This window comes from Variovorax sp. NFACC27 (assembly GCF_048301545.1).
In the GTDB taxonomy this organism is placed as follows: domain Bacteria; phylum Pseudomonadota; class Gammaproteobacteria; order Burkholderiales; family Burkholderiaceae_C; genus Variovorax; species Variovorax gossypii.
Window position 1 is genome coordinate 5,830,023 of record NZ_CP157613.1, and the last position, 19,580, is coordinate 5,849,602.

The window sequence follows — 19,580 nt, forward strand, 5'->3', positions numbered from 1 at the left end:
GCCCCATCGGCTCGGCGCACCATGGCGTGTAGGAGATTGGCGGGTACGCCGAACGGGGCGTTGTCTATACACTGGCCCGGATGCACCTGCCCCGCAGCTTCCTGCGCGCCGCCCTGCTCTTCGCCCTCGCCTGGCTTGCCGTCTGCGGCATCGCGCGGGCGGCGGACGAGACGCTGCGCGTCGGCTCCAAGCGCTTCACCGAGTCGTACATCCTGGCCGAGCTGCTGGCGCAGACGGCGGCACCGCACACGGCCACGCCGCCCGTCGTGCGGCAGGGGCTGGGCAACACGGCCATCGTGTACGAGGCGCTGCGCTCGGGCGCCATCGACCTGTACGCCGAATACACCGGCACCATCGCGCTCGAGATTCTCAAGGGCGCACCGGCCGACACGCGCGAAGCAATGAACGCCGCGCTCGCGCCGATGGGCCTGGGCGTGGCGATCCCGCTGGGCTTCAACGACGGCTATGCGCTCGCGGTGCGCGCCGCCGACGCCGAGCGGCTGGGCCTCCGAACGCTGAGCGACCTGGCGAAGCACCCCGAGCTGAAGTTCGGCCTGTCCAACGAATTCATCGGCCGCGCCGACGGCTGGAAGGGCCTGGCCGGACGCTACGGCTTCACGCAGACGCCCACCGGCCTCGACCACGGGCTGGCCTACGACGCGGTGGCCGCGAAGCAGATCGACGTGATCGACATCTACACCACCGACGCCAAGATCGACCACCTCGGCCTGCGCGTGCTGGAGGACGACAGGAAGTACTTTCCGCGCTACGACGCCGTGGTGCTCTACAAGCTCGACCTGCCCACCCGGCTGCCCAAGGCCTGGGCCGCGCTGAAGACGCTGGAAGGCAAGGTCGACGAGCACGCGATGATCGCGATGAATGCGCGGGCCGAGCTGCAGGGCGTGCCCTTCGATGCGATCGCGCGCGACTTCATTGCGAGCACAGGCAAGGGTGCAAGTGCACAGCCGCAGGAAGAACGCCGCGGCTTCACAGCCAAGCTGTTCGGGCCCGATCTGTGGAAGCTCGCGCGCCAGCACCTGCTGCTGGTGGCGCTGTCGGTGGGCATCGCCATCCTCGTCGGCGTGCCGATCGCGATCCTGGTGTTCCCTCATGTGCGGCTGCGCGCGGTGGTGCTGGGCTTCGCGAGCCTGCTGCAGACCGTGCCCTCGCTGGCGCTGCTGGCCGTGCTGATCTCGATGCTGGGAGCCATCGGCGCGCTGCCGGCGCTGATCGCGCTCACGCTCTATTCGCTGCTGCCGATCATGCGTAACACGGTGACGGGGCTGACCGAAGTGCCTAACGGCCTGCGCTTGGCAGGCACGGCACTTGGCATGACGCCGCCGCAGAGCCTCCGGCTGGTGCTGCTGCCGCTCGCGCTGCCCACGCTGCTGGCGGGCGTGCGCACGGCCACGGCGATCGCCATCGGCACGGCGACCATCGCGGCCTTCATCGGCGCTGGCGGATTCGGCGAGCGCATCGTGACGGGGCTGGCGCTCAACGACCGCGAGCTGCTGGTGGCGGGCGCGCTGCCTGCAGCCGCGCTGGCACTGCTGAGCGAAGGCGTGTTCGAGCTCGTCGAATACATCATGCGAAGACGCCGCCGCGCGCCGCCGTCTTCGCTTCCGCCCGCCTGAATATCGATCAGGCCAGCGTGTAGGCCGTCTTCACCGTCGTGAAGAACTCCTGGGCGTAGCGACCCTGCTCGCGCGGGCCGTAGCTGCTGCCCTTGCGACCGCCGAAAGGCACGTGGTAGTCGACACCCGCCGTCGGCAGGTTGACCATCACCATGCCGGCCTGGCTGTGGCGCTTGAAGTGCGTGGCGTACTTAAGCGAGGTGGTGGCGATGCCGGCCGAGAGCCCGAACTCGGTGTCGTTGGCCGTGGCCAGTGCTTCCTCGTAGTTCTTCACGCGGATCACGCTGGCCACCGGGCCGAAGATCTCTTCCTTGTTGATGCGCATCGCGGCCGACGATTCGCTGAAGAGTGCGGGAGACATGTAGTAGCCGTCGGTCTCCAGCTTCAGCAGCTCGCCGCCAGCGGCCAGCGTGGCGCCCTCGCCCTTGCCGATGGCGACGTATTCCATGTCCTGGTCGAGCTGCGACTTCGACGAGACCGGGCCCATGTCGGTGCCCTGCGCGAGCGCGTCGCCCACCTTGATCTTCGCCATGCGTTCCTTCATGGCGTCGATGAACTTCGGATAGATGCCTTCGGTGACGATGAGCCGGCTCGACGCAGTGCAACGCTGGCCGGTCGAGTAGAACGCGCTCTGCACGCTGAGCTCCACGGCCTGCGCGAGGTCGGCGTCGTCGAGCACCACCTGCGGGTTCTTGCCGCCCATCTCGAGCTGCACCTTCTTGTGGTTGGTGACGCACTGCACCGCGATGTTGCGCCCCACGCCCACCGAGCCGGTGAAGCTGATCGCGTGGATGCCGGGGTGGTTGACCAGCGCATTGCCGATCACGCTGCCGCGCCCCATCACGAGGTTGAACACGCCCGCCGGAATGCCCGAGCGGCTGATGATTTCCGCGATCGCCCAGGCGCAGCCCGGCACGAGGTCGGCGGGCTTCAGCACCACGCAATTGCCGAAGGCCAGTGCAGGCGCGATCTTCCAGGCCGGAATGGCAATCGGAAAGTTCCATGGCGTGATGAGGCCAACCACGCCGACAGGCTCGCGCGTGATCTCCACGCCGATGTTGGGCCGCACCGAAGGCAGCACCTCGCCCGACAGGCGCAGGCACTCGCCCGCGAAGAACTTGAAGATGTAGCCCGCGCGCGCGGCCTCGCCGATGCCTTCGGCCTTGGTCTTGCCTTCTTCGCGAGCGAGCAGCGTGCCCAGCTCTTCCTTGCGCGCGAGGATCTCGTTGCCGATCTTGTCGAGCGCGTCGGAGCGCGCCTGCACGCTGCCCGTGGCCCAGGCCGGGAAGGCCGCGGTGGCGGCGGCCACTGCCGCGTCGACGTGCGAGGCATCGCCCTGTGTGTACTGGCCGATCACGTCCGACAGGTTGCTCGGATTGACGTTCGGGCCGTAGCCCGCGCCGGCACGCCATTCGCCGCCGATGAGGTTGTCGAAGTTCTGCATGTTGGGTTCCTTGCTGCTCGATGGATGAAAAGAAAGAAGCCGGAGCGAGGGCTCCGGCTGCGGGAATGATGAGAAACGGAGACTACGCCTTTACCTGACCATGCAGGGCTTCTTGTTGTCGAAGGTCCAGTTGGGAATCAGGTACTGCATCGCCTGCGCATCGTTGCGTGCGCCGAGGCCGTGCTTCAGATAGAGCTGGTGCGCCTTCTCGACTTCGTCCATGTCGAGCTCCACGCCCAGGCCGCCGCGCGTGGGCACCTTCACGAAGCCTTCCTCGATCTGCAGCGGTGCCTTGGTCAGGCGCTGGCCGTCCTGCCAGATCCAGTGCGTGTCGATGGCGGTCACCTTGCCCGGCGCCGCTGCGGCCACGTGCGTGAACATCGCGAGCGACACGTCGAAGTGGTTGTTCGAGTGCGAGCCCCAGGTCAGGCCCCAGGCCTGGCACAGCTGCGCCACGCGCACCGAGCCCTGCATGGTCCAGAAATGCGGATCGGCCAGCGGGATGTCGACAGACTGCAGCGAGAGGCTGTGCACCATCTCGCGCCAGTCGGTGGCGACCATGTTGGTCGCGGTCGGCAGCCCGGTGGCGCGGCGGAACTCGGCCATGACCTCGCGGCCCGAGAACACGCCCTCGGCGCCGCACGGGTCTTCGGCATAGGCCATCACGCCGTGCAGGTCGCGGCACAGGCGGATCGCGTCCTGCAGCAGCCAGCCGCCGTTGGGGTCGAGCGTGACGCGGGCATTCGGAAAGCGCTCGTGCAGCGCACGGATCGCCTCGACTTCTTCCTCGCCGCGCAGCACGCCGCCCTTGAGCTTGAAGTCGGTGAAACCGTAGCGCGCATGCGTGGCCTCGGCCAGGCGCACGATGGCCTCGGGCGTCATGGCTTCCTCGTGGCGCAAGCGGAACCAGTCGTTGTCGGCGCCGGGGGCGCTCTCGTAAGGCAGATCGGTCTTCTTGCGGTCGCCCACGTAGAAGAGATAGCCGAGCATCTGCACCGCGTCGCGCTGCTGGCCTTCGCCGAGCAGGGCCGCCACAGGCACTTCGAGGAACTGGCCCAGCAGGTCGAGCAGCGCGGCTTCGACGGCGGTGACCGCATGGATGGTCACGCGCAGGTCGAAGGTCTGCAGGCCGCGCCCGCCGCTGTCGCGGCCGGCAAAAGCGCTGCGCATGCTGTTGAGGATCGCGTTGTGGCGGCCGATGGGCTGGCCGACGATGAGATCGCGCGCGTCTTCCAGCGTCTGGCGGATCTTCTCGCCGCCGGGCACTTCGCCCACGCCGGTGTGGCCGGCGCTGTCGGTCAGGATCAGCAGGTTGCGCGTGAAGAACGGGCCGTGCGCGCCACTCAGGTTCATCAGCATGCTGTCGTGGCCCGCGACGGGTACCACGCGCATGCCGGTGACGACGGGGGCGCCTGTCACGGCGTTGGAAACAACGGATTCAGGGCTTGTCATCTTCGGGCTGCGTGCTTCAGTCTGCGGTGATGTGGCGGGTGTCGATCAATGTCTTCCAACGCGTCCATTCGCGCAACTGGAAGGCGGTGAATTCATCGGGGGTGCTGGCGACGATTTCCAGGCCCTGGTCGAGCATGCGTTTCTTCGTCTCAGGGTCTTGCATGGCGGCGATGACCGCGTCGCTCAGCTTCTTCTTCACGGCGGGCGGCAGGCCCTTGGGCGCAGCCATGCCCTGCCACGAATAGACCTCGGCCCCCTTCACGCCGGCCTCGGCCAGCGTGGGCACGTCTGGCAGCACGGGCGAGCGCTTGTCGCCAGTGACGGCAATGGCGCGCAGCTTGCCGGCACGGATGTGCGGCAGCACGGCATTGACGTTCTGGAACGAGAAGTCGACCTGGTTGCCCAGCAGGTCGTTGACCGCCGGCGCCCCGCCCTTGTAGGGCACGTGCACGCCTTCGGTCTTCGTCTGCTGCCAGAAGAGCTCGGCCGAGAGATGGTCGGACGAGCCGTTGCCCGAGCTCGCGAACGAGACCTTGCCCGGCGTCTTGCGCAGCAGCGTCAGCACGTCGGCCACCGTGTGCTCGGGCCGCGCCACATTCGCGACGAGCACGTTGGGCGCCTGCACGGGCACGCTGATGTAGTCGAAGTCTTTCGTCGCGTCGTAGGGCACGCTCTTCTGCAGATGCGGCGTGACAACGAAGGCGCCGAGCGAGGACACCAGCAGCGTGTAGCCGTCGGGTGCCGCGCGCTTGACCTGGCCGGTGCCGATGGTGCCGGTGGCGCCGGGCCGGTTGTCGACGACGAAGCTGCCGCCAAGCCTGGTCTGCAGCTGCAGCGCGATGGCGCGCGCGACCATGTCGGTGGAGCCGCCGGCCGGGAACGGCACGACGATGGTCACCGGCTTCTGCTGCGGCCATGCGTCGGACTGCGCCGAGGCGACCCGGGGCAGCAGCACCGCCGAGGCAGCCGCGAGGGCCGCCCCAAGAAGGACTCTCTTCTTCATTCGACCTAGATCCTCACAGCCTGCCGCGCGAGCAGCTTCCAGCTGCCGCCCTGCTTCTGCCAGACGCCCAGGATCTTCAGCGCCACCTTGCCGGGCTTGCCCGAGTCGTTGGTGTCCGCCGTGAGGGTGTGGCGCACGATGGCGGTGTTGCCGTCGACCACCTTGACGGTCTGGTCGGTGATGGCGATGGTCACGAAGTCGGACTTGCCGTCGAGCAGGTCGGCGATGAAGCTGGTCTTGGTGTCGACCTTGCCGCCGGAGTGGCCGTAGCTGAGGTCGTCGGCCACCAGCGCGCCCAATGCGGGAGCGGTGGGGTCGATCATCGCGATGCGCAGGCGCTCGGCGGCGGCGGCCACTTCGGGCGCGGCCGACGCGGCATTGCCCGAGGGCATCACCGAGCAGGCCGAGAACAGGGCGGCCGAGGCGGCGACCAGGAAGAGCTTCTTGAGGAACATGTTGTCTTGTCTCCGTTGTTGTGGTTTCGTCTTCAGGCTGGCGCGGCTTACTGCGGGCCGAGCGAGTCGATCAGCGCCTTGAGCTGCTCCATCTCGGCGGGCTTCAGGTCGGTGAGGGGCGCGCGCACGGGGCCGGCGTCGTGGCCGACGATCTTCGCGCCGGCCTTCACGATGCTCACGGCGTAGCCGGGCACGCGGTTGCGCAGCTCGAGATAGGGCATGAAGAAGTTCTTCAGCAGGCGGTGCTGCGTCGGCAGGTCGTCGGCGGCGACGGCCCTGTAGAAGTCCATGGCGGTCTTCGGAATGAAGTTGAAGACGGCCGACGAATACACCGGCGTGCCCATTGCCTTGTAGGCGGCGGCGTAGACCTCGGCGGTGGGCAGGCCGCCCAGGTAGGCGAAGCGGTCACCCATCTTCTGGTAGATGGCGACCATGGCCTCGATGTCGCCCACGCCGTCCTTGAAGCCGACGAGGTTGGGGTTGCGCTCGGCCAGCGCGGCCAGCGTGTCGGGCTTGAGGCGGCTGGTGGCGCGGTTGTAGACGATCACGCCGAACTTCACGCTCTTGCACACGGCCTCGACGTGCGCAGCCAGGCCTTCCTGGCCGGCTTCGGTGAGGTAGTGCGGCAGCAGCAGGATGCCGTGCGCGCCGGCCTTCTCGGCGGCTTGCGCGCACTGGATGGCGAAGCGCGTGGGGCCACCCGCGCCCGCGATGATCGGCACCACGCCGCGGCAGGTGTCGACCGCGGTCTTGATGATGCCGGGGTACTCGTCGCCGGTGAGCGAGAAGAACTCGCCGGTGCCGCCGGCCGCGAACAGCGCGCTCGCGCCGTAGGGGGCGAGCCATTCGAGGCGCTGCTCGTAGCCCTTCTTGTTGAAGTCGCCGTTGCTGTCGAAGTCGGTCAGCGGGAACGAGAGCAGGCCGGAGCCCATGATGGTCTTGAGTTCTTGCGGATTCATCGGGAACGTCCAGTGAAGATTCGAAAAATGAAAAAGAGGGGATGAGGAAACCGGTCAGTCGAGCCTGACGTTGGCCTCCTTGACGACTTGCGCCCAGCGCGCGCGCTCCTTGGCGAAGAACTGGTCCTGCTCGGCTGGAGTCATGGTCACGACCTCGGCGCCCTGCCCCGCGAGGCGGGCCCGGATGTCGGCGGTGCGGATGATGCGGACCAGCTCGCGGTTGAAGCGCGCGACCACCGCGTCGGGCACGCCGCGCGCCGCGACCATGCCCTGCCAGGTGCCCGACTCGTAGCCGGGAGCGCCCTGCTCCGCGATGGTCGGCACGTTGCCGATCAGCGGCATGCGCGTGGCCTTGGAAACCGCGATCAGCTTGAGCTTGCCGGCCTGCACCTGCGGGTAGGTGGCGAGCATGCCGTTCATGAGCACCTGCGTCTGGCCCGCGACGGTGTCGAGCACCGCCTGCACGCCGCCCTTGTAGGGCACGTATTCCCACTTGGCGCCGACCCGGCGCTGCAGCTCGATGCCCGCGAGGTGCGCGGTGCTGCCGCTGGCGGTGACGGCGAAATTGAGGTCGCTCTTCTTCGAGAACTCGACGAGCTCCTTCAGCGTGTTCGCCTGCACCGAGGGATGCACCACCAGCAGGTGCGGCGAGTAGGCCAGCATGGCCACGCTGCGCAGGTCCTTCGACGGATCGAAAGGCAGCTTGGGGTAGAGCGACGGGCTGATGGCCAGCGCGCCGAGGTCGCACAGCATCAGCGTGTAGCCGTCGGCCGGCGCCTTGGCCAGCAGGTCGGCGCCGAGGTTGCCGTTGGCGCCCGCGCGGTTGTCGATGATGACCGACTGGCCCAGCGCCTCCGACAGAGGCTGGCTGATGGCGCGCGCAATGATGTCGGACGAACCGCCCGGCGGGTACGGAACGATGATGCGGATCGGCTTCGAAGGCCAGTTGCCGGTGCCGCCCTGCGCGCCTTGGGCTCCCTGGGCGAGGGAGCGCATCGGCAGGCTGGCGGCCAGCGTCGTGGCCAGGGCGGCGCCCAATGCGCCGCGTCGGTTGATGGTCATGCTGCCTCCTGTTGTTCGATGGTCGTCATGGCTCGCACGACTGATGACTGATCGCACAAGTTATCAGTCATCGTACAACTAGAAAGATGACTTGTCCAGCATGGCGGACAAGAAAAATCAGCGGAGGATCAGTGCGAGGGGGTGCCGTCGGACGACGGCGCGGGCGCATCGGCCCCGGCGGAGGCATCAGCCTTCGCCTTCTGCTGCGCGGCTTCCTGAGCCATGCGCAGCCGCTCGCGGCTGTTGGTCAGATGGATGCGCATGGCGGCGCGCGCCGACTCGGGGTCGCGCCGAGCGATGGCCGCGTAGATCTCTTCGTGCTCGCGGTTGACGCGGCTCAGGTAAGGCGCCCCGCCCTCGTGCGTGCGGATGGCGCTGATGCGGGTACGCGGAATGAGCGTGGTGCCCAGGTGCCGCATGATGTCCGCGAAATAGGGGTTGCCGGTCGACTCGGCGATCTGCAGGTGGAAGCGGAAGTCCGGCCCCACCGTGTCGCCCGCCACGACCACGTTGCGCTCGAAGTCGTCGAGCGCCTGGCGCATTGCGACGAGTTGCTCGTCGGTGCGGCGGCTGGCGGCGAGGCCGGCCGATTCGGTCTCCAGGCTGATGCGCAGCTCCAGCACGGCCAGCACGTCGACCGAGGCGGCGATCTCGCCCGGATCGAGGCGGAACACCCCGCCCGTGCGCGGCTGCAGCACGAAGGTGCCCACGCCGTGCAGCGTCTCGACGAGCCCGGCGGCCTGCAGCTTCGACAGCGCCTCGCGCACCACGGTGCGGCTCACGCCGTAGGCCTGCATGATGGCCGACTCGGTCGGGAGCTTGTCTCCCGGCCGCAGCGACTGGTTGCGGATCTTCTCGCCGAGGTCTTCCACCAGCCCATGGGCCAGCCCCCGCGCGCGCTGGCGCGGACGCCCCACGAAAGAAGGAGCAGCGGAAGCCGTTTCCACCTGCACCTCCGCCACCAAGGGATTACCCGCAGTCGACTGAACCATGGCCACGATGATAATCTCCAAACTAGTTGTACGACAACAGATAACTTATCACTCAACTCCCAGGAGTCGCAGGCCGATGCGCCGGCGGTTTTCCGGTCTTCACGACACCGACATGCAGCGCCCCTTCGACTTCGCTCCGTCGGCATCGTACCGGCCGCTTCAGGAAGTCCGCCGTGACGGCAGCCCCTCGAAAACCATGACTCCCGCGCGCAAGGACGGGCAACCATGACAGACAACAACAAGATGAACCGCCTCCTGCTGACCGGCGCGGCCGGCGGGCTCGGCAAGGTGCTGCGCGAGCGGCTCAAGCCTTTTGCGAACGTGCTGCGGCTGTCGGACATCGCCGCGCTTTCGCCGACCGCGGGTGCGCACGAGGAAGTCGTGCCCTGCGATCTCTCGGACAAGGCCGCGGTGCACGCGCTGGTCGAGGGCTGTGACGCCATCGTCCACCTGGGCGGCGTATCGGTCGAGCGGCCGTTCGAGGAAATCCTCGAGGCCAACATCAAGGGCGTGTTCCACATCTACGAGGCAGCGCGCCGCCACGGCGTGAAGCGCGTCGTGTTCGCGAGTTCGAACCACGTGATCGGCTTCTACAAGCAGAGCGAGCACATCGACGCCCATGCCGCGCGCCGGCCCGACGGCTACTACGGCCTGTCGAAGTCCTTCGGCGAGGACGTGGCCCAGTTCTATTTCGACCGCTGGGGCATCGAGACGGTGAGCATCCGCATCGGCTCCTCGTTCCCCGAGCCGGCCAACCGCCGGATGATGAGCACCTGGCTCAGCTACCGCGACCTGACTTCGCTGATCGAGAAGTCGCTCTTCACGCCCGACGTGAAGCACACGGTGGTCTACGGCATGTCGAGCAACCGCGACGTGTGGTGGGACAACAGCGCCGCCGCGCACCTGGGCTTCATGCCGCAGGACAGCTCCGAAGTATTCCGCGACAAGGTCGAGCAGCAGCCTCCCGTGGCGCCGACCGACCCGAACGCCATCTACCAGGGCGGCGCATTCACCGCACAGGGCCCATTCGGCGATTGAGGCGATGCAAGCTGAACTGGTTCTCGACGCGCGCAACGGCACCGGCGAAAGCCCGGTGTGGCATGCCGCGCAACAGGCGCTGTACTGGGTCGACATTCCGGCACGCACGCTGAACCGCTGGCATGCGAGCGAAGGCCATGCGCAGTGGAAGGCCGACGAAATGATCGCCTGCATCGCGCCGCGCGCCGACGCGCCCGGCGAGTGGATCGCCGGCATGGAAAGCGGCCTCTTCTCGGTGAAGCCGCAGGCCGACGGCACGCTGGCCGCCGCCTCGCTCGCCCGCGTCGAGCACGCGGCACCCGCCATGCGTTTCAACGACGGCCGCTGCGATCGCCAGGGCCGCTTCTGGGCCGGCACCATGCTGCTCGACATGGCCGCCGGCTCGCGCGTCGGCCGCCTCTACAGCTACGGCGAGGGCGACAGCAACGCCACCTTGCGCCTCGACGACTTCATCGTGCCCAACGGCCTGGCCTTCAGCCCCGACGGCCGCACGATGTACCTCTCGGATTCGCACCCCACCGTGCAGGCCGTCTGGGCCTTCGACTACGACACGGAAACCGGCACGCCCGGCAACCGCCGCCTGTTCGTCGACATGAAGCCCCTGCCCGGCCGCCCCGACGGCGCCGCCATGGACACCGACGGCTGCTACTGGATCTGCGGCAACGACGCCGGCCTGGTGCACCGCTTCACGCCCGACGGCCGGCTCGACCGCTCGCTCGAAGTGCCGGTGAAGAAGCCCGCCATGTGCGCCTTCGGCGGCGCAGGGCTCGACACCCTGTTCGTCACCTCGATCCGCCCCGGCGGCATCGACCTGAGCGACCAGCCGCTGGCCGGCGGCGTCTTCGCACTGCGGCCGGGCGCGCAGGGCGTTCCGGAACCGGCCTTCGGCAGCTGAACCTTTTTTCAACAACCACCAAGCAAGAGGACGAGACAAATGAAATTCGCCAAGAAGACCCTGATCGCAATTTCCGCGTGCGCAGCAGCCGCGCTGACCACCATGGCTGCACACGCCACCGAGTTCCGTTCGGCCGACATCCACCCCGACGACTACCCCACCGTGACCGCGGTGAAGTTCATGAGCGAGCGCCTGAAGGCGCTGTCGGGCGGCAAGCACAGCATCAAGGTGTTCAACAACAGTGCGCTCGGCAGCGAGAAGGACACGATCGAGCAGACCAAGATCGGCGCGCTGCAGATGGTGCGCGTGAACATCGCGCCGATGAACAACATCTGCCCCGAGACGCAGGTGCCGACCATGCCCTTCCTGTTCCGCTCGGTCGACCACCTGCACAAGGTGCTCGACGGCCCGATCGGCGAGGAGATCCTGAAGTCGTGCGAGAAGCAGGGCTTCGTGGGCCTGGCCTACTACGACAGCGGCGCGCGCTCGATGTTCACGGCCAAGAAGCCGGTGCGCAGCTTCGCCGACATGAAGGGCCTGAAGGTTCGCGTGCAGCAGTCCGACCTGTGGGTGTCGATGCTGGAAGCCATGGGCGCCAACGCCACGCCGATGCCCATGGGCGAGGTCTACACCGGCCTGAAGACCGGGCTGATCGACGCCGCCGAGAACAACTACCCCACGTACGAAAGCGCGCGCGCCTTCGAAGTGGCCAAGTACTACAGCAAGACCGAGCACTCGATGGCGCCCGAGATGCTGCTGTTCTCCAAGCGCGCGTGGGACAAGCTCTCCGCCGAGGAGCAGGGCTGGATCCGCCAGGCCGCCAAGGAGTCGGTGCCCTACATGCGCAAGCAGTGGGAAGAGCGCGAAGTGAAGTCGCTGGCCACGGTGAAGGCCGGCGGTGCCGAGATCATCGAAGTGGACAAGGCTCCGTTCCAGGCGGCGATGAAGCCGGTGTACGACAAGTTCATCACTGACGCCAAGCTCAAGGACCTGGTCAAGCGCGTGCAAGACACGAAATAGGGCTCGCCCCCAGGCTTGCTCACTTCGTGTAGCCGCCACCCCCTACCGGGGGCAACACCTGAGGCCCGGCGAAGCCGGTTCCTCGGTGTTTCACGAATGGGCAGTCCCCCACCATCTCTTGCGCTGGAAAATATGTACACCAAACTTTGCCGCACCCTCGCGCGTGCATGCATGTGGTTGGGCATCCTGGGCCTCGTCGCGGTGATCTGCGCCGTGAGCTGGCAGGTGTTCGGCCGCTACGTGCTCAACAACACCCCCACCTGGGCCGAAAGCCTCGCGCTGCTGCTGGTGCTCTACGTCACCATGCTCGGCGTGGCCGTGGGCGTGCGCGACGCGGGCCACATCGGACTCGAATCCTTCCTCGTCCTCGCGCCCGACTGGCTGCGGCTGAAGATGGAATACCTCATCCACGCGCTGATCCTGGTGTTCGGCCTGGCCATGGCCTGGAACTGCGCCGAGCTGGCCGGTTCGGTCTGGGAATACCGCCTGCCCACGCTGTGGATCTCCGAAGGCTGGAAGTACGTGCCGGCCTCCGTCTCGGGCGTGCTGATCGTCCTCTTCTCCATTGAACACATCATCGCCTTGGCCCAAGGCCGCGAAGTAGAACCCGCCTGGGGATAACGAATGCACACCCCCAGGCTTCGCGCACTTCGTGTCGCTTCTCCAACCCCCTTGCAGGGGGCAATGCCTGCTGCCCGGCAAAGCCGGTTCCGCGGCATTCCCCGAACAGTCCATAGCGCCCCCATTCAAGGCGAGGCGGCCAGATCATGACCATTCCTCTGTTGATTCTCTGCCTCTCGTTCACGCTCTTCCTCCTGCTGGGCGTGCCGGTGGCTTTCTCCATCGGCCTTTCGGCCCTGGCCACGCTGCTCTATGAAGGCCTGCCGCTGGCGGTCGGCTTCCAGCAGATGACCTCGGGCATGGGCATCTTCTCGTTCCTCGCCATCCCGTTCTTCATCTTCGCCGGCGAGCTGATGCTCTACGGCGGCATCGCGGACCGCATCGTCAACCTGGCGCGCGACCTGGTGGGCCACGTGCGCGGCGGCCTGGGCATGTCGAACGTGGTGGCCTGCACGCTGTTCGGCGGCGTCTCGGGCTCGCCCGTGGCGGACGTCTCGGCCATGGGCGCCGTGATGATCCCGATGATGAAGAAGGAGGGCTATCACGCCGACTACGCGGTCAACGTGACGACCCACGCGGCGCTGGTGGGCGCGCTGATGCCGACCAGCCACAACCTCATCATCTATTCGCTGGCTGCCGGCGGAAAGGTGTCTATCGCGGCGCTGATCCTCGCGGCGCTGCTGCCTGCGGCGGTGCTCACCATCAGCAACCTCGTGGCCGCCTACCTGGTGGCGGTGAAGCGCGGCTACCCCGCCGGAACCTTCCCCGGCTGGGCCATCGTGGGACGCTCGTTCGCCGCGGCGCTGCCGGGCCTGTTCGTGGTGCTGCTGATCCTGGGCGGCATCCTGTCGGGCATCTTCACCGCGACCGAATCGGCGGCGGTGGCCGTGCTCTACGCGCTGGGCCTCACGATCTTCGTGTACCGCACGCTGAAGTGGGAGCACTTCGTCAAGGCGGCCTCGAAGGCGGTGCGCACCACCGGCGTGATCCTGCTGCTGATCGGCATCTCCAGCACCTTCGGCTACCTCATCAGCCTGTACGGCGTGGCCGAGCTCACCGGGCAGATGCTGTCGCAGGTGACGAGCACGCCGTGGGTGATCTTCCTGCTCATCAACATCATCCTGTTCGTGCTGGGCACCTTCCTGGACATGGCGGCCACCATCCTGCTGTGCACGCCCATCTTCCTGCCCATCGCACAGCAGTACGGCATGACCTCGGTGCAGTTCGGCATCGTGATGCTCATCAACTGCGCGCTGGGCCTGAACACGCCGCCCGTGGGCACGACGCAGTTCGTCGGCTGCGCGATCGGCGGGGTGTCGGTGGGAACGGTGATGCGCACCATCTGGCCGTTCTACGGCGCGCTGATCTTCGCACTGGGGGTGGTCACCTTCGTGCCCGCGTTCTCCACATGGCTTCCCAGCATGTTCATGGTAGTGAAGTAAGCAAGGCAAGGAAGATCCCGCGATGACCGAGACCACCCGCCCACCGCTCTACATCCGCATCCATGCGGCCGACAACGTCGCCATCGTCGCCAACGACGGCGGGCTGAAGGCCGGCGCGGAGTTCGCCGACGGCCTGCGGCTGGTGGACAACGTGCCGCAGGGCCACAAGGTCGCGCTGGTCGACCTGGCCGAAGGCGACGCCATCCGCCGCTACGACGTGGTGATCGGCTACGCGCTGAAGGCGCTGCCGCGCGGAAGCTGGGTGCACGAGCGCGTGATGCGCATGCCGACCGCGCCCGAGCTCGACGGCCTGCCCATCGCCACGGTCAAGCCCCCTGCCCTCGCGCCGCTGGAGGGCTACACCTTCGAGGGCTATCGCAATGCCGACGGCTCGGTGGGCACGCGCAACATCCTGGCCATCACGCAGACGGTGCAGTGCGTGGCGGGGGTCACCGAGTTCGCGGTGCAGCGCATCAAGACCGAGCTGCTGCCGAAGTACCCCAACGTCGACGACGTGGTGGCGCTGGAGCACACCTACGGCTGTGGCGTGGCCATCGACGCGCCCGACGCCATCGTGCCGATCCGCACGCTGCGCAACATCAGCCTCAACCCCAACTTCGGCGGCGAGGTGATGGTGGTGAGCCTGGGCTGCGAGAAGCTGCAGCCCGAGCGGCTGCTGCCGCCGGGGAGCATTCCCATCGTCGACAAGCGCGGAGAGGCCGAGGGCGACGCCGAACTCGACGTGGTCTGCCTGCAGGACGATGCGCACGTCGGCTTCATGTCGATGATCGATTCGGTCATGCGCCAGGCCGAGGAGCACCTTGCCCGCCTCAACGCACGCAGGCGCGAGACCGTGCCCGCCAGCGAGCTGGTGGTGGGCGTGCAGTGCGGCGGCAGCGATGCCTTCTCGGGCGTCACCGCGAATCCGGCCGTGGGCTTCTGCACCGACCTGCTGGTGCGCGCGGGCGCCACCGTGATGTTCTCCGAGACCACCGAGGTGCGCGACGGCATCGACCAGCTCACCTCGCGCGCATCCACGCCCGAGGTGGCCGAGGCCATGATCCGCGAGATGGCCTGGTACGACGCCTACCTGAAGAAGGGCCTCGTCGACCGCAGCGCCAATACCACGCCGGGCAACAAGAAGGGCGGGCTCTCGAACATCGTCGAGAAGGCGATGGGCTCCATCGTCAAGTCGGGCTCGGCGCCGATCACCGGCGTGCTCGCGCCCGGCGAGAAGGCCGCGCAGAAGGGCCTGATCTACACCGCCACACCGGCCAGCGACTTCATCTGCGGCACGCTGCAGCTGGCCGCCGGCATCAACCTGCATGTGTTCACCACCGGACGCGGCACGCCCTACGGGCTGGCCGAGGTGCCGGTGATCAAGGTCGCCACGCGCAGCGACCTCGCGCGCCGCTGGCACGACCTGATGGACGTGAACGCGGGGCGCATCGCCGACGGCGAGGCCAGCATCGAGGACGTGGGCTGGGAGCTCTTCCGGCTGATGCTCGACGTGGCCAGCGGCCGCAGGAAGACATGGGCCGAGCACTGGAAGCTGCACAACGCGCTCGTGCTCTTCAACCCCGCGCCCGTGACCTGAGGAGGCACGCTCGGCCGCAGCGGAGCAAGCGGCCGCGGGGGAAAGTCATTCTGGAAAGTCCGGCTGGGGAGCCGGGCCTGGTTTTTTCTACAACAGAAGGAGACAGAGGATGCAGAAACCCAAGCTGGTGTCGAGTGCGATCGCGGGCGCCGTCCTGCTTGCCGCGTGCGGCGGGGGCGGCGATGGAGGCACGTTCTTCCCGACGCCCGTGGCCACCAACCCGCCCGCGCCGGCACCGGCACCATCTGCCGAAGCGCCCGTGGACCCCGAGGTGCTCGCCGCGCAGCCGAAGCTTTCGAACACGCCGATGGACGAGATCGTGCGCAACAACCTGCTGCCGACGATCGAGCGGCTGTTCCAGCAGGTGCGCACGCAGAAGCTCGACACCGAACTGCTCGGCGTGAAGGTCTTCGCGTCGAACAGCGGCGACAAGTTCCTGCCCGGCAAGGTGGCCATCGGTTTCTCGTACCTGCTGCTGAACGCCTCGCCGTCCGATCCCAAATACAAGGAGTACCTCGACGGCTACCGCGAGATCGCGGCGATGACCACCGGAGTCACCAACGAGAGCTGGGGCATCTACTACTACGTCTCCGCGCTCTGGAAGCTCAAGAAGGCAGGCCTGCTCGACGGCCCCGATGCCGCGGTGGACGGCGCCACGCTCGCCACGCTGCGCACCAAGCTCGACTGGCGCACCTTCGTCAACGAGGCCGACTACTCGCTCATCGGCCTGCCGACCAACTACTACGGTGTGGCCTTCAGCGTGGCCCGCCTGCGCTACCTGCTGGGCTGGGAAGGCCCGGAGGCCAGCGAGGCGCTGCTGCAGAAGATGATCAACCACTACAAGACCTTCTCGGCCTTCGGCTTCTCCGACGAGACCGACGGCAGCGGCCGCTTCGACCGCTACAGCATCCTGCTGATCGGCGAGATCATGCAGCGGCTGATCGAGACCGGCATGACGGTGTCGGCGCAGGACGAGGCCTCGCTCAAGGGCTGGCTGCGCCAGTCGGTCGACGTGATCAAGCTGCGGCTGAACCCGGCCGGCAACGGCGTCGACTTCGGCCGCAGCCTCGCGGGCTATGCCGACACCGCGTTCGCCGAGGTGCTCTCGGCCGCAGAGCACATGAACGTGCTGAGCGCGGAGGAAAAGGACATCGCCTACGCATTCGCCACGCGCGTGACGGCCAAGTACGTCGAGTTCTGGTACGACTCGGAGACCGGCTCGCTCAACATGTGGGACAAGGGCCGCCGCACCGACAGCTACCGCGGCAAGGCGCGCATCCTCGGCGAGAACCTGAGCCTGTCGCACCAGCTCATCTACACCAACAACCTGTGGAAGTCCGCCGGCTATGCGCAGAAGGCGCCGGTCTCGACGCAGACGTTCCTGGCCTACCTCGACAAGCTGCCGCGTTCGACGCTGACGAAGTTCGCGGGCTTCGACGGCCAGGCCGCCACCTACGACCGCGGCCTCGTCACCTACCGCGATGGCCTGCGCGTGATCAGCCTGCCGGTGGTGAACGGCGCACAGACCTATCACCGCACCAACCCGTACTTCGCGATCCCGCATTCGTACAACATGCTCTCCAGCGTGGCCGACACGCAATGGCCGCAGCTGCAGCCGAAGTTCACGGTCGCGACTTCTTCCGACCCGCTGATTCCCGCGTCGTACCAGAAGAACCTGCAGATCGCGGAGGCCGGCAAGGTGCTCACGGTGAGCTACACGCAGGACGCGATGGACAAGGCCACCGGCGGCGCGCCCGTGAAGGACACGCGCATCACCTCGGCCACCACCTACACCTTCGAGCCGGGCCGGATCACGCGCGTGGACACCTACACGCCCGCCGCCGCGCTCGACATCGCCAAGGTCGAGCTGGAGTTCGGCACGTATTCCAGCGGCGCCACGGCCACCGGCACCAACAAGTTCAGCTTCGCCACCGGCGACGTGCAGGGCTTCGAGGTCGAAGGCCTGCAGAACTGCGCGCCTGTCGACGTGAGCGCGGACACCAACTACAACACGCCGAACGGCGCGTTCAAGACCAGCATCCGCTGCGACTCGCCAGCCTTCAACTTCGCCTCGCCGCTCACCGTCAAGTGGGTGCTGAAGTACCGCTCGCCCAGCGTGGCATCCATCGCGCCGCGTTGATCCTTCGAACTCATCAACGGAACCCCTCATGGAAGACCTCAAGGACAGGACAGCCCTCGTCACCGGCGCCAGCACCGGCATCGGCGCGGCGGTGGCCATCGCCTTCGCCGCACGCGGCATGCGCGTGGCGGTGCACTACAACAGCTCCGCCGACGCCGCGAACCAGGTGGTCGACACCATCCGCGCGGCCGGCGGCACCGCCTTCGCGCTGAAGGCCGACGTGCGCGACACGGGCGCGATCCGCGAATGCGTGAAGCAGGCCTCGGCACAGTTCGGCGGCCGCATCGACGTGCTGGTGAACAACGCGGGCAGCCTGGTCAAGCGCGTGCCGATCGCCGAGTTCGACGATGCCCTCTTCGACGAGGTGCTGCACATCAACGCGCGCTCGGTGCTCGCGTTCTGCCGCGAGGTGGTTCCGCTGATGCGCAAGAACGGCGGCGGCAACATCATCAACGTGACCTCGGTCGCGGCGCGCACCGGCGGCGGGCCTTCCGCCTACCTGTACGCAGGCTCGAAGGGCTTCGTGAGCACGGCGACGCACGGCCTGGCGAAGGAGCTGGTGGGCGACCGCATCCGCGTGAACGCGGTGGCGCCGGGCGTCATCCAGACGCCCTTCCAGGACCGCTTCTCGACGCCTGCGATGCTGGAGAACTTCCGCGCCAGCATTCCGATGGGCCGCATCGGCGAGCCCGAGGAATGCGTGGGCGCGTTCCTCTACCTCGCATCGGAACAGCTCTCGGGCTACGTCACCGGGCAGGTGATCGAGGTGAACGGCGGGCAGTACATGCCCTGACGCGCACCCACGCTTTTCAACACTCACCCACAACAACGGAGACAAGGACATCATGAAACGCAAGCAGTTCATTCGCGGCATCGCCGCCCTCTCGGCCACGGCCGCGCTCTCGCTCGGCCTGACGGCACCGGCCGCCGCACAGGCCGATTTTCCGAACCGCACCATCGAGCTATTGGTGCCCTACCAGCCCGGCGGCGGCACCGACGGCCTGGCGCGCGCCTTCTCGGAGGCGAGCCGCAAGCACATCTCGCAGAGCATCGTGATCGTCAACCGTCCCGGCGCGGGCGGCGCCATCGGCTGGACGGAAGTGATCAACGCCAAGCCCGACGGCTACAAGCTCGCGGTGCTCACGGTCGAGCTGCTGACGCTGCCGCACCTGGGGCTGGCCAAGTTCAACTACGACGACTTCCAGCCCATCGCGCAGCTCAACGCCGACCCGGCCGCGATCACGGTGAAGGCCGACGCGCCGTGGAACACCATCGAGGAGTTCCTGGCCGCCGCGAAGAAGTCGCCGGAGAGCGTGCGCGTGGGCAACTCGGGCAACGGCTCGATCTGGCACCTTGCCGCCGCCGCGCTGGAAGACAAGACCGGCGCCAAGTTCGGCCACATCCCGTTCCAGGGCGCGGCGCCCGCGGTGCTGGCGCTGCTGGGCGGCCACATCGAAGCCGTGGCGGTGAGCCCGGCCGAGGTGACGACGCACGTGCAGGGCGGCAAGCTCAAGGTGCTGATGGTGATGGCCGACAAGCGCGTGAAGGGCTTCGAGAAGGTGCCCACCGCCAAGGAGCGCGGCATCGACCTGTCGATCGGCACCTGGCGCGGCCTGGGCGCACCGAAGAACACGCCACCCGAAGTGATGGCGAAGCTGCGCGAGATCACCGCGAAGACCGCCGCCGAACCGCTGATGCACGAGGTGATGGACAAGCAGAACCTGGGCTATGTCTATACCGACGGCGCGGTGTTCAAGGAGACGCTGGCGAAGGACAACGTGTACTTCAAGCAGCTCATCACCAAACTCAACATCAAACCCTGAGCG

17 protein-coding genes are annotated in these 19,580 nt (G+C 67.4%); 10 read left to right on the plus strand and 7 right to left on the minus strand.

The features are described 5' to 3' along the window. Nucleotides 1-80 precede the first annotated feature (80 nt). A complete protein-coding gene (locus ABL840_RS27410; protein ID WP_093303551.1) occupies nt 81-1,634 on the plus strand; it encodes a glycine betaine ABC transporter substrate-binding protein in 1,554 nt (517 codons plus the stop codon). 7 nt (nt 1,635-1,641) lie between these two features. Here ABL840_RS27410 and ABL840_RS27415 read toward each other — a convergent pair whose 3' ends face one another. From ABL840_RS27415 to ABL840_RS27445, 7 genes are all read right to left on the minus strand, one after another. Next, nucleotides 1,642-3,078, minus strand: a complete 1,437-nt coding sequence (locus ABL840_RS27415; protein ID WP_093303548.1) for an aldehyde dehydrogenase family protein — start codon at nt 3,076-3,078, stop codon at nt 1,642-1,644. Between the two features lie 90 nt (nt 3,079-3,168). Then, nucleotides 3,169-4,530, minus strand: coding sequence for a glucarate dehydratase (gene gudD, locus ABL840_RS27420; protein WP_093303546.1), 1,362 nt, complete (start codon nt 4,528-4,530; stop codon nt 3,169-3,171). A 16-nt stretch (nt 4,531-4,546) separates the two neighbouring features. Continuing rightward, nucleotides 4,547-5,533, minus strand: a complete 987-nt coding sequence (locus ABL840_RS27425) for a Bug family tripartite tricarboxylate transporter substrate binding protein (protein WP_093303543.1) — start codon at nt 5,531-5,533, stop codon at nt 4,547-4,549. A 5-nt stretch (nt 5,534-5,538) separates the two neighbouring features. After that, nucleotides 5,539-5,988 carry a nuclear transport factor 2 family protein gene (locus ABL840_RS27430; protein ID WP_093203506.1) on the minus strand — a complete coding sequence of 150 codons (450 nt, stop codon included), beginning with the start codon at nt 5,986-5,988 and terminating at the stop codon, nt 5,539-5,541. A gap of 47 nt (nt 5,989-6,035) precedes the next feature. Further along, nucleotides 6,036-6,947: a 5-dehydro-4-deoxyglucarate dehydratase gene (kdgD, locus tag ABL840_RS27435; protein WP_093203508.1), complete on the minus strand. Its 912-nt coding sequence runs from the start codon at nt 6,945-6,947 to the stop codon at nt 6,036-6,038. A gap of 54 nt (nt 6,948-7,001) precedes the next feature. Continuing rightward, a complete protein-coding gene (locus tag ABL840_RS27440; RefSeq protein ID WP_093203511.1) occupies nt 7,002-8,009 on the minus strand; it encodes a Bug family tripartite tricarboxylate transporter substrate binding protein in 1,008 nt (335 codons plus the stop codon). Nucleotides 8,010-8,137: 128 nt separating this feature from the next. Then, a complete protein-coding gene (locus ABL840_RS27445; protein ID WP_093303541.1) occupies nt 8,138-9,001 on the minus strand; it encodes a FadR/GntR family transcriptional regulator in 864 nt (287 codons plus the stop codon). Between the two features lie 225 nt (nt 9,002-9,226). Here ABL840_RS27445 and ABL840_RS27450 point away from each other — a divergent pair, with 225 nt between their 5' ends. The 9 genes from ABL840_RS27450 to ABL840_RS27490 all read left to right on the plus strand — a co-directional run bounded on the left by ABL840_RS27450 (nt 9,227) and on the right by ABL840_RS27490 (nt 19,577). Continuing rightward, nucleotides 9,227-10,039, plus strand: coding sequence for an NAD-dependent epimerase/dehydratase family protein (locus ABL840_RS27450; protein ID WP_093303539.1), 813 nt, complete (start codon nt 9,227-9,229; stop codon nt 10,037-10,039). 4 nt (nt 10,040-10,043) lie between these two features. Beyond that, nucleotides 10,044-10,934 (plus strand): SMP-30/gluconolactonase/LRE family protein, encoded by an 891-nt coding sequence (locus ABL840_RS27455; protein WP_093303537.1) that lies wholly within the window; start codon nt 10,044-10,046, stop codon nt 10,932-10,934. A 39-nt stretch (nt 10,935-10,973) separates the two neighbouring features. Next, on the plus strand, nt 10,974-11,954 hold the full coding sequence (locus ABL840_RS27460; RefSeq protein ID WP_019655825.1) for a TRAP transporter substrate-binding protein: 981 nt from the start codon (nt 10,974-10,976) through the stop codon (nt 11,952-11,954). A gap of 132 nt (nt 11,955-12,086) precedes the next feature. Continuing rightward, nucleotides 12,087-12,575, plus strand: coding sequence for a TRAP transporter small permease (locus tag ABL840_RS27465; protein ID WP_093203521.1), 489 nt, complete (start codon nt 12,087-12,089; stop codon nt 12,573-12,575). Between the two features lie 146 nt (nt 12,576-12,721). Then, the gene (locus ABL840_RS27470; protein WP_093203527.1) at nt 12,722-14,017 is read left to right on the plus strand and encodes a TRAP transporter large permease; all 1,296 of its coding nucleotides are present in this window, start codon (nt 12,722-12,724) and stop codon (nt 14,015-14,017) included. Nucleotides 14,018-14,039: 22 nt separating this feature from the next. Next, nucleotides 14,040-15,614 carry a galactarate dehydratase gene (gene garD, locus ABL840_RS27475; protein ID WP_093303535.1) on the plus strand — a complete coding sequence of 525 codons (1,575 nt, stop codon included), beginning with the start codon at nt 14,040-14,042 and terminating at the stop codon, nt 15,612-15,614. Nucleotides 15,615-15,723: 109 nt separating this feature from the next. Further along, nucleotides 15,724-17,754 carry a hypothetical protein gene (locus ABL840_RS27480; RefSeq protein WP_093303533.1) on the plus strand — a complete coding sequence of 677 codons (2,031 nt, stop codon included), beginning with the start codon at nt 15,724-15,726 and terminating at the stop codon, nt 17,752-17,754. A gap of 28 nt (nt 17,755-17,782) precedes the next feature. Next, nucleotides 17,783-18,547, plus strand: a complete 765-nt coding sequence (locus ABL840_RS27485; RefSeq protein WP_093203534.1) for an SDR family NAD(P)-dependent oxidoreductase — start codon at nt 17,783-17,785, stop codon at nt 18,545-18,547. Nucleotides 18,548-18,599: 52 nt separating this feature from the next. Then, entirely contained in the window at nt 18,600-19,577 is a 978-nt protein-coding gene (locus ABL840_RS27490; RefSeq protein ID WP_093303531.1) for a Bug family tripartite tricarboxylate transporter substrate binding protein, read from the plus strand. Nucleotides 19,578-19,580: the final 3 nt, after the last annotated feature.

Coding starts and splice junctions, on each gene's coding strand:
- ABL840_RS27415 (WP_093303548.1), bottom strand. CDS start 3,078: ATGCAGAACTTCGACAACCTCATCGGCGGCGAATGGCGTGCCGGCGCG.
- ABL840_RS27480 (WP_093303533.1), top strand. CDS start 15,724: ATGCAGAAACCCAAGCTGGTGTCGAGTGCGATCGCGGGCGCCGTCCTG.
- ABL840_RS27450 (WP_093303539.1), top strand. CDS start 9,227: ATGACAGACAACAACAAGATGAACCGCCTCCTGCTGACCGGCGCGGCC.
- ABL840_RS27455 (WP_093303537.1), top strand. CDS start 10,044: ATGCAAGCTGAACTGGTTCTCGACGCGCGCAACGGCACCGGCGAAAGC.
- ABL840_RS27485 (WP_093203534.1), top strand. CDS start 17,783: ATGGAAGACCTCAAGGACAGGACAGCCCTCGTCACCGGCGCCAGCACC.
- ABL840_RS27430 (WP_093203506.1), bottom strand. CDS start 5,988: ATGTTCCTCAAGAAGCTCTTCCTGGTCGCCGCCTCGGCCGCCCTGTTC.
- ABL840_RS27470 (WP_093203527.1), top strand. CDS start 12,722: ATGACCATTCCTCTGTTGATTCTCTGCCTCTCGTTCACGCTCTTCCTC.
- ABL840_RS27425 (WP_093303543.1), bottom strand. CDS start 5,533: ATGAAGAAGAGAGTCCTTCTTGGGGCGGCCCTCGCGGCTGCCTCGGCG.
- garD (WP_093303535.1), top strand. CDS start 14,040: ATGACCGAGACCACCCGCCCACCGCTCTACATCCGCATCCATGCGGCC.
- ABL840_RS27465 (WP_093203521.1), top strand. CDS start 12,087: ATGTACACCAAACTTTGCCGCACCCTCGCGCGTGCATGCATGTGGTTG.
- ABL840_RS27460 (WP_019655825.1), top strand. CDS start 10,974: ATGAAATTCGCCAAGAAGACCCTGATCGCAATTTCCGCGTGCGCAGCA.
- ABL840_RS27440 (WP_093203511.1), bottom strand. CDS start 8,009: ATGACCATCAACCGACGCGGCGCATTGGGCGCCGCCCTGGCCACGACG.
- kdgD (WP_093203508.1), bottom strand. CDS start 6,947: ATGAATCCGCAAGAACTCAAGACCATCATGGGCTCCGGCCTGCTCTCG.
- ABL840_RS27410 (WP_093303551.1), top strand. CDS start 81: ATGCACCTGCCCCGCAGCTTCCTGCGCGCCGCCCTGCTCTTCGCCCTC.
- gudD (WP_093303546.1), bottom strand. CDS start 4,530: ATGACAAGCCCTGAATCCGTTGTTTCCAACGCCGTGACAGGCGCCCCC.
- ABL840_RS27445 (WP_093303541.1), bottom strand. CDS start 9,001: ATGGTTCAGTCGACTGCGGGTAATCCCTTGGTGGCGGAGGTGCAGGTG.
- ABL840_RS27490 (WP_093303531.1), top strand. CDS start 18,600: ATGAAACGCAAGCAGTTCATTCGCGGCATCGCCGCCCTCTCGGCCACG.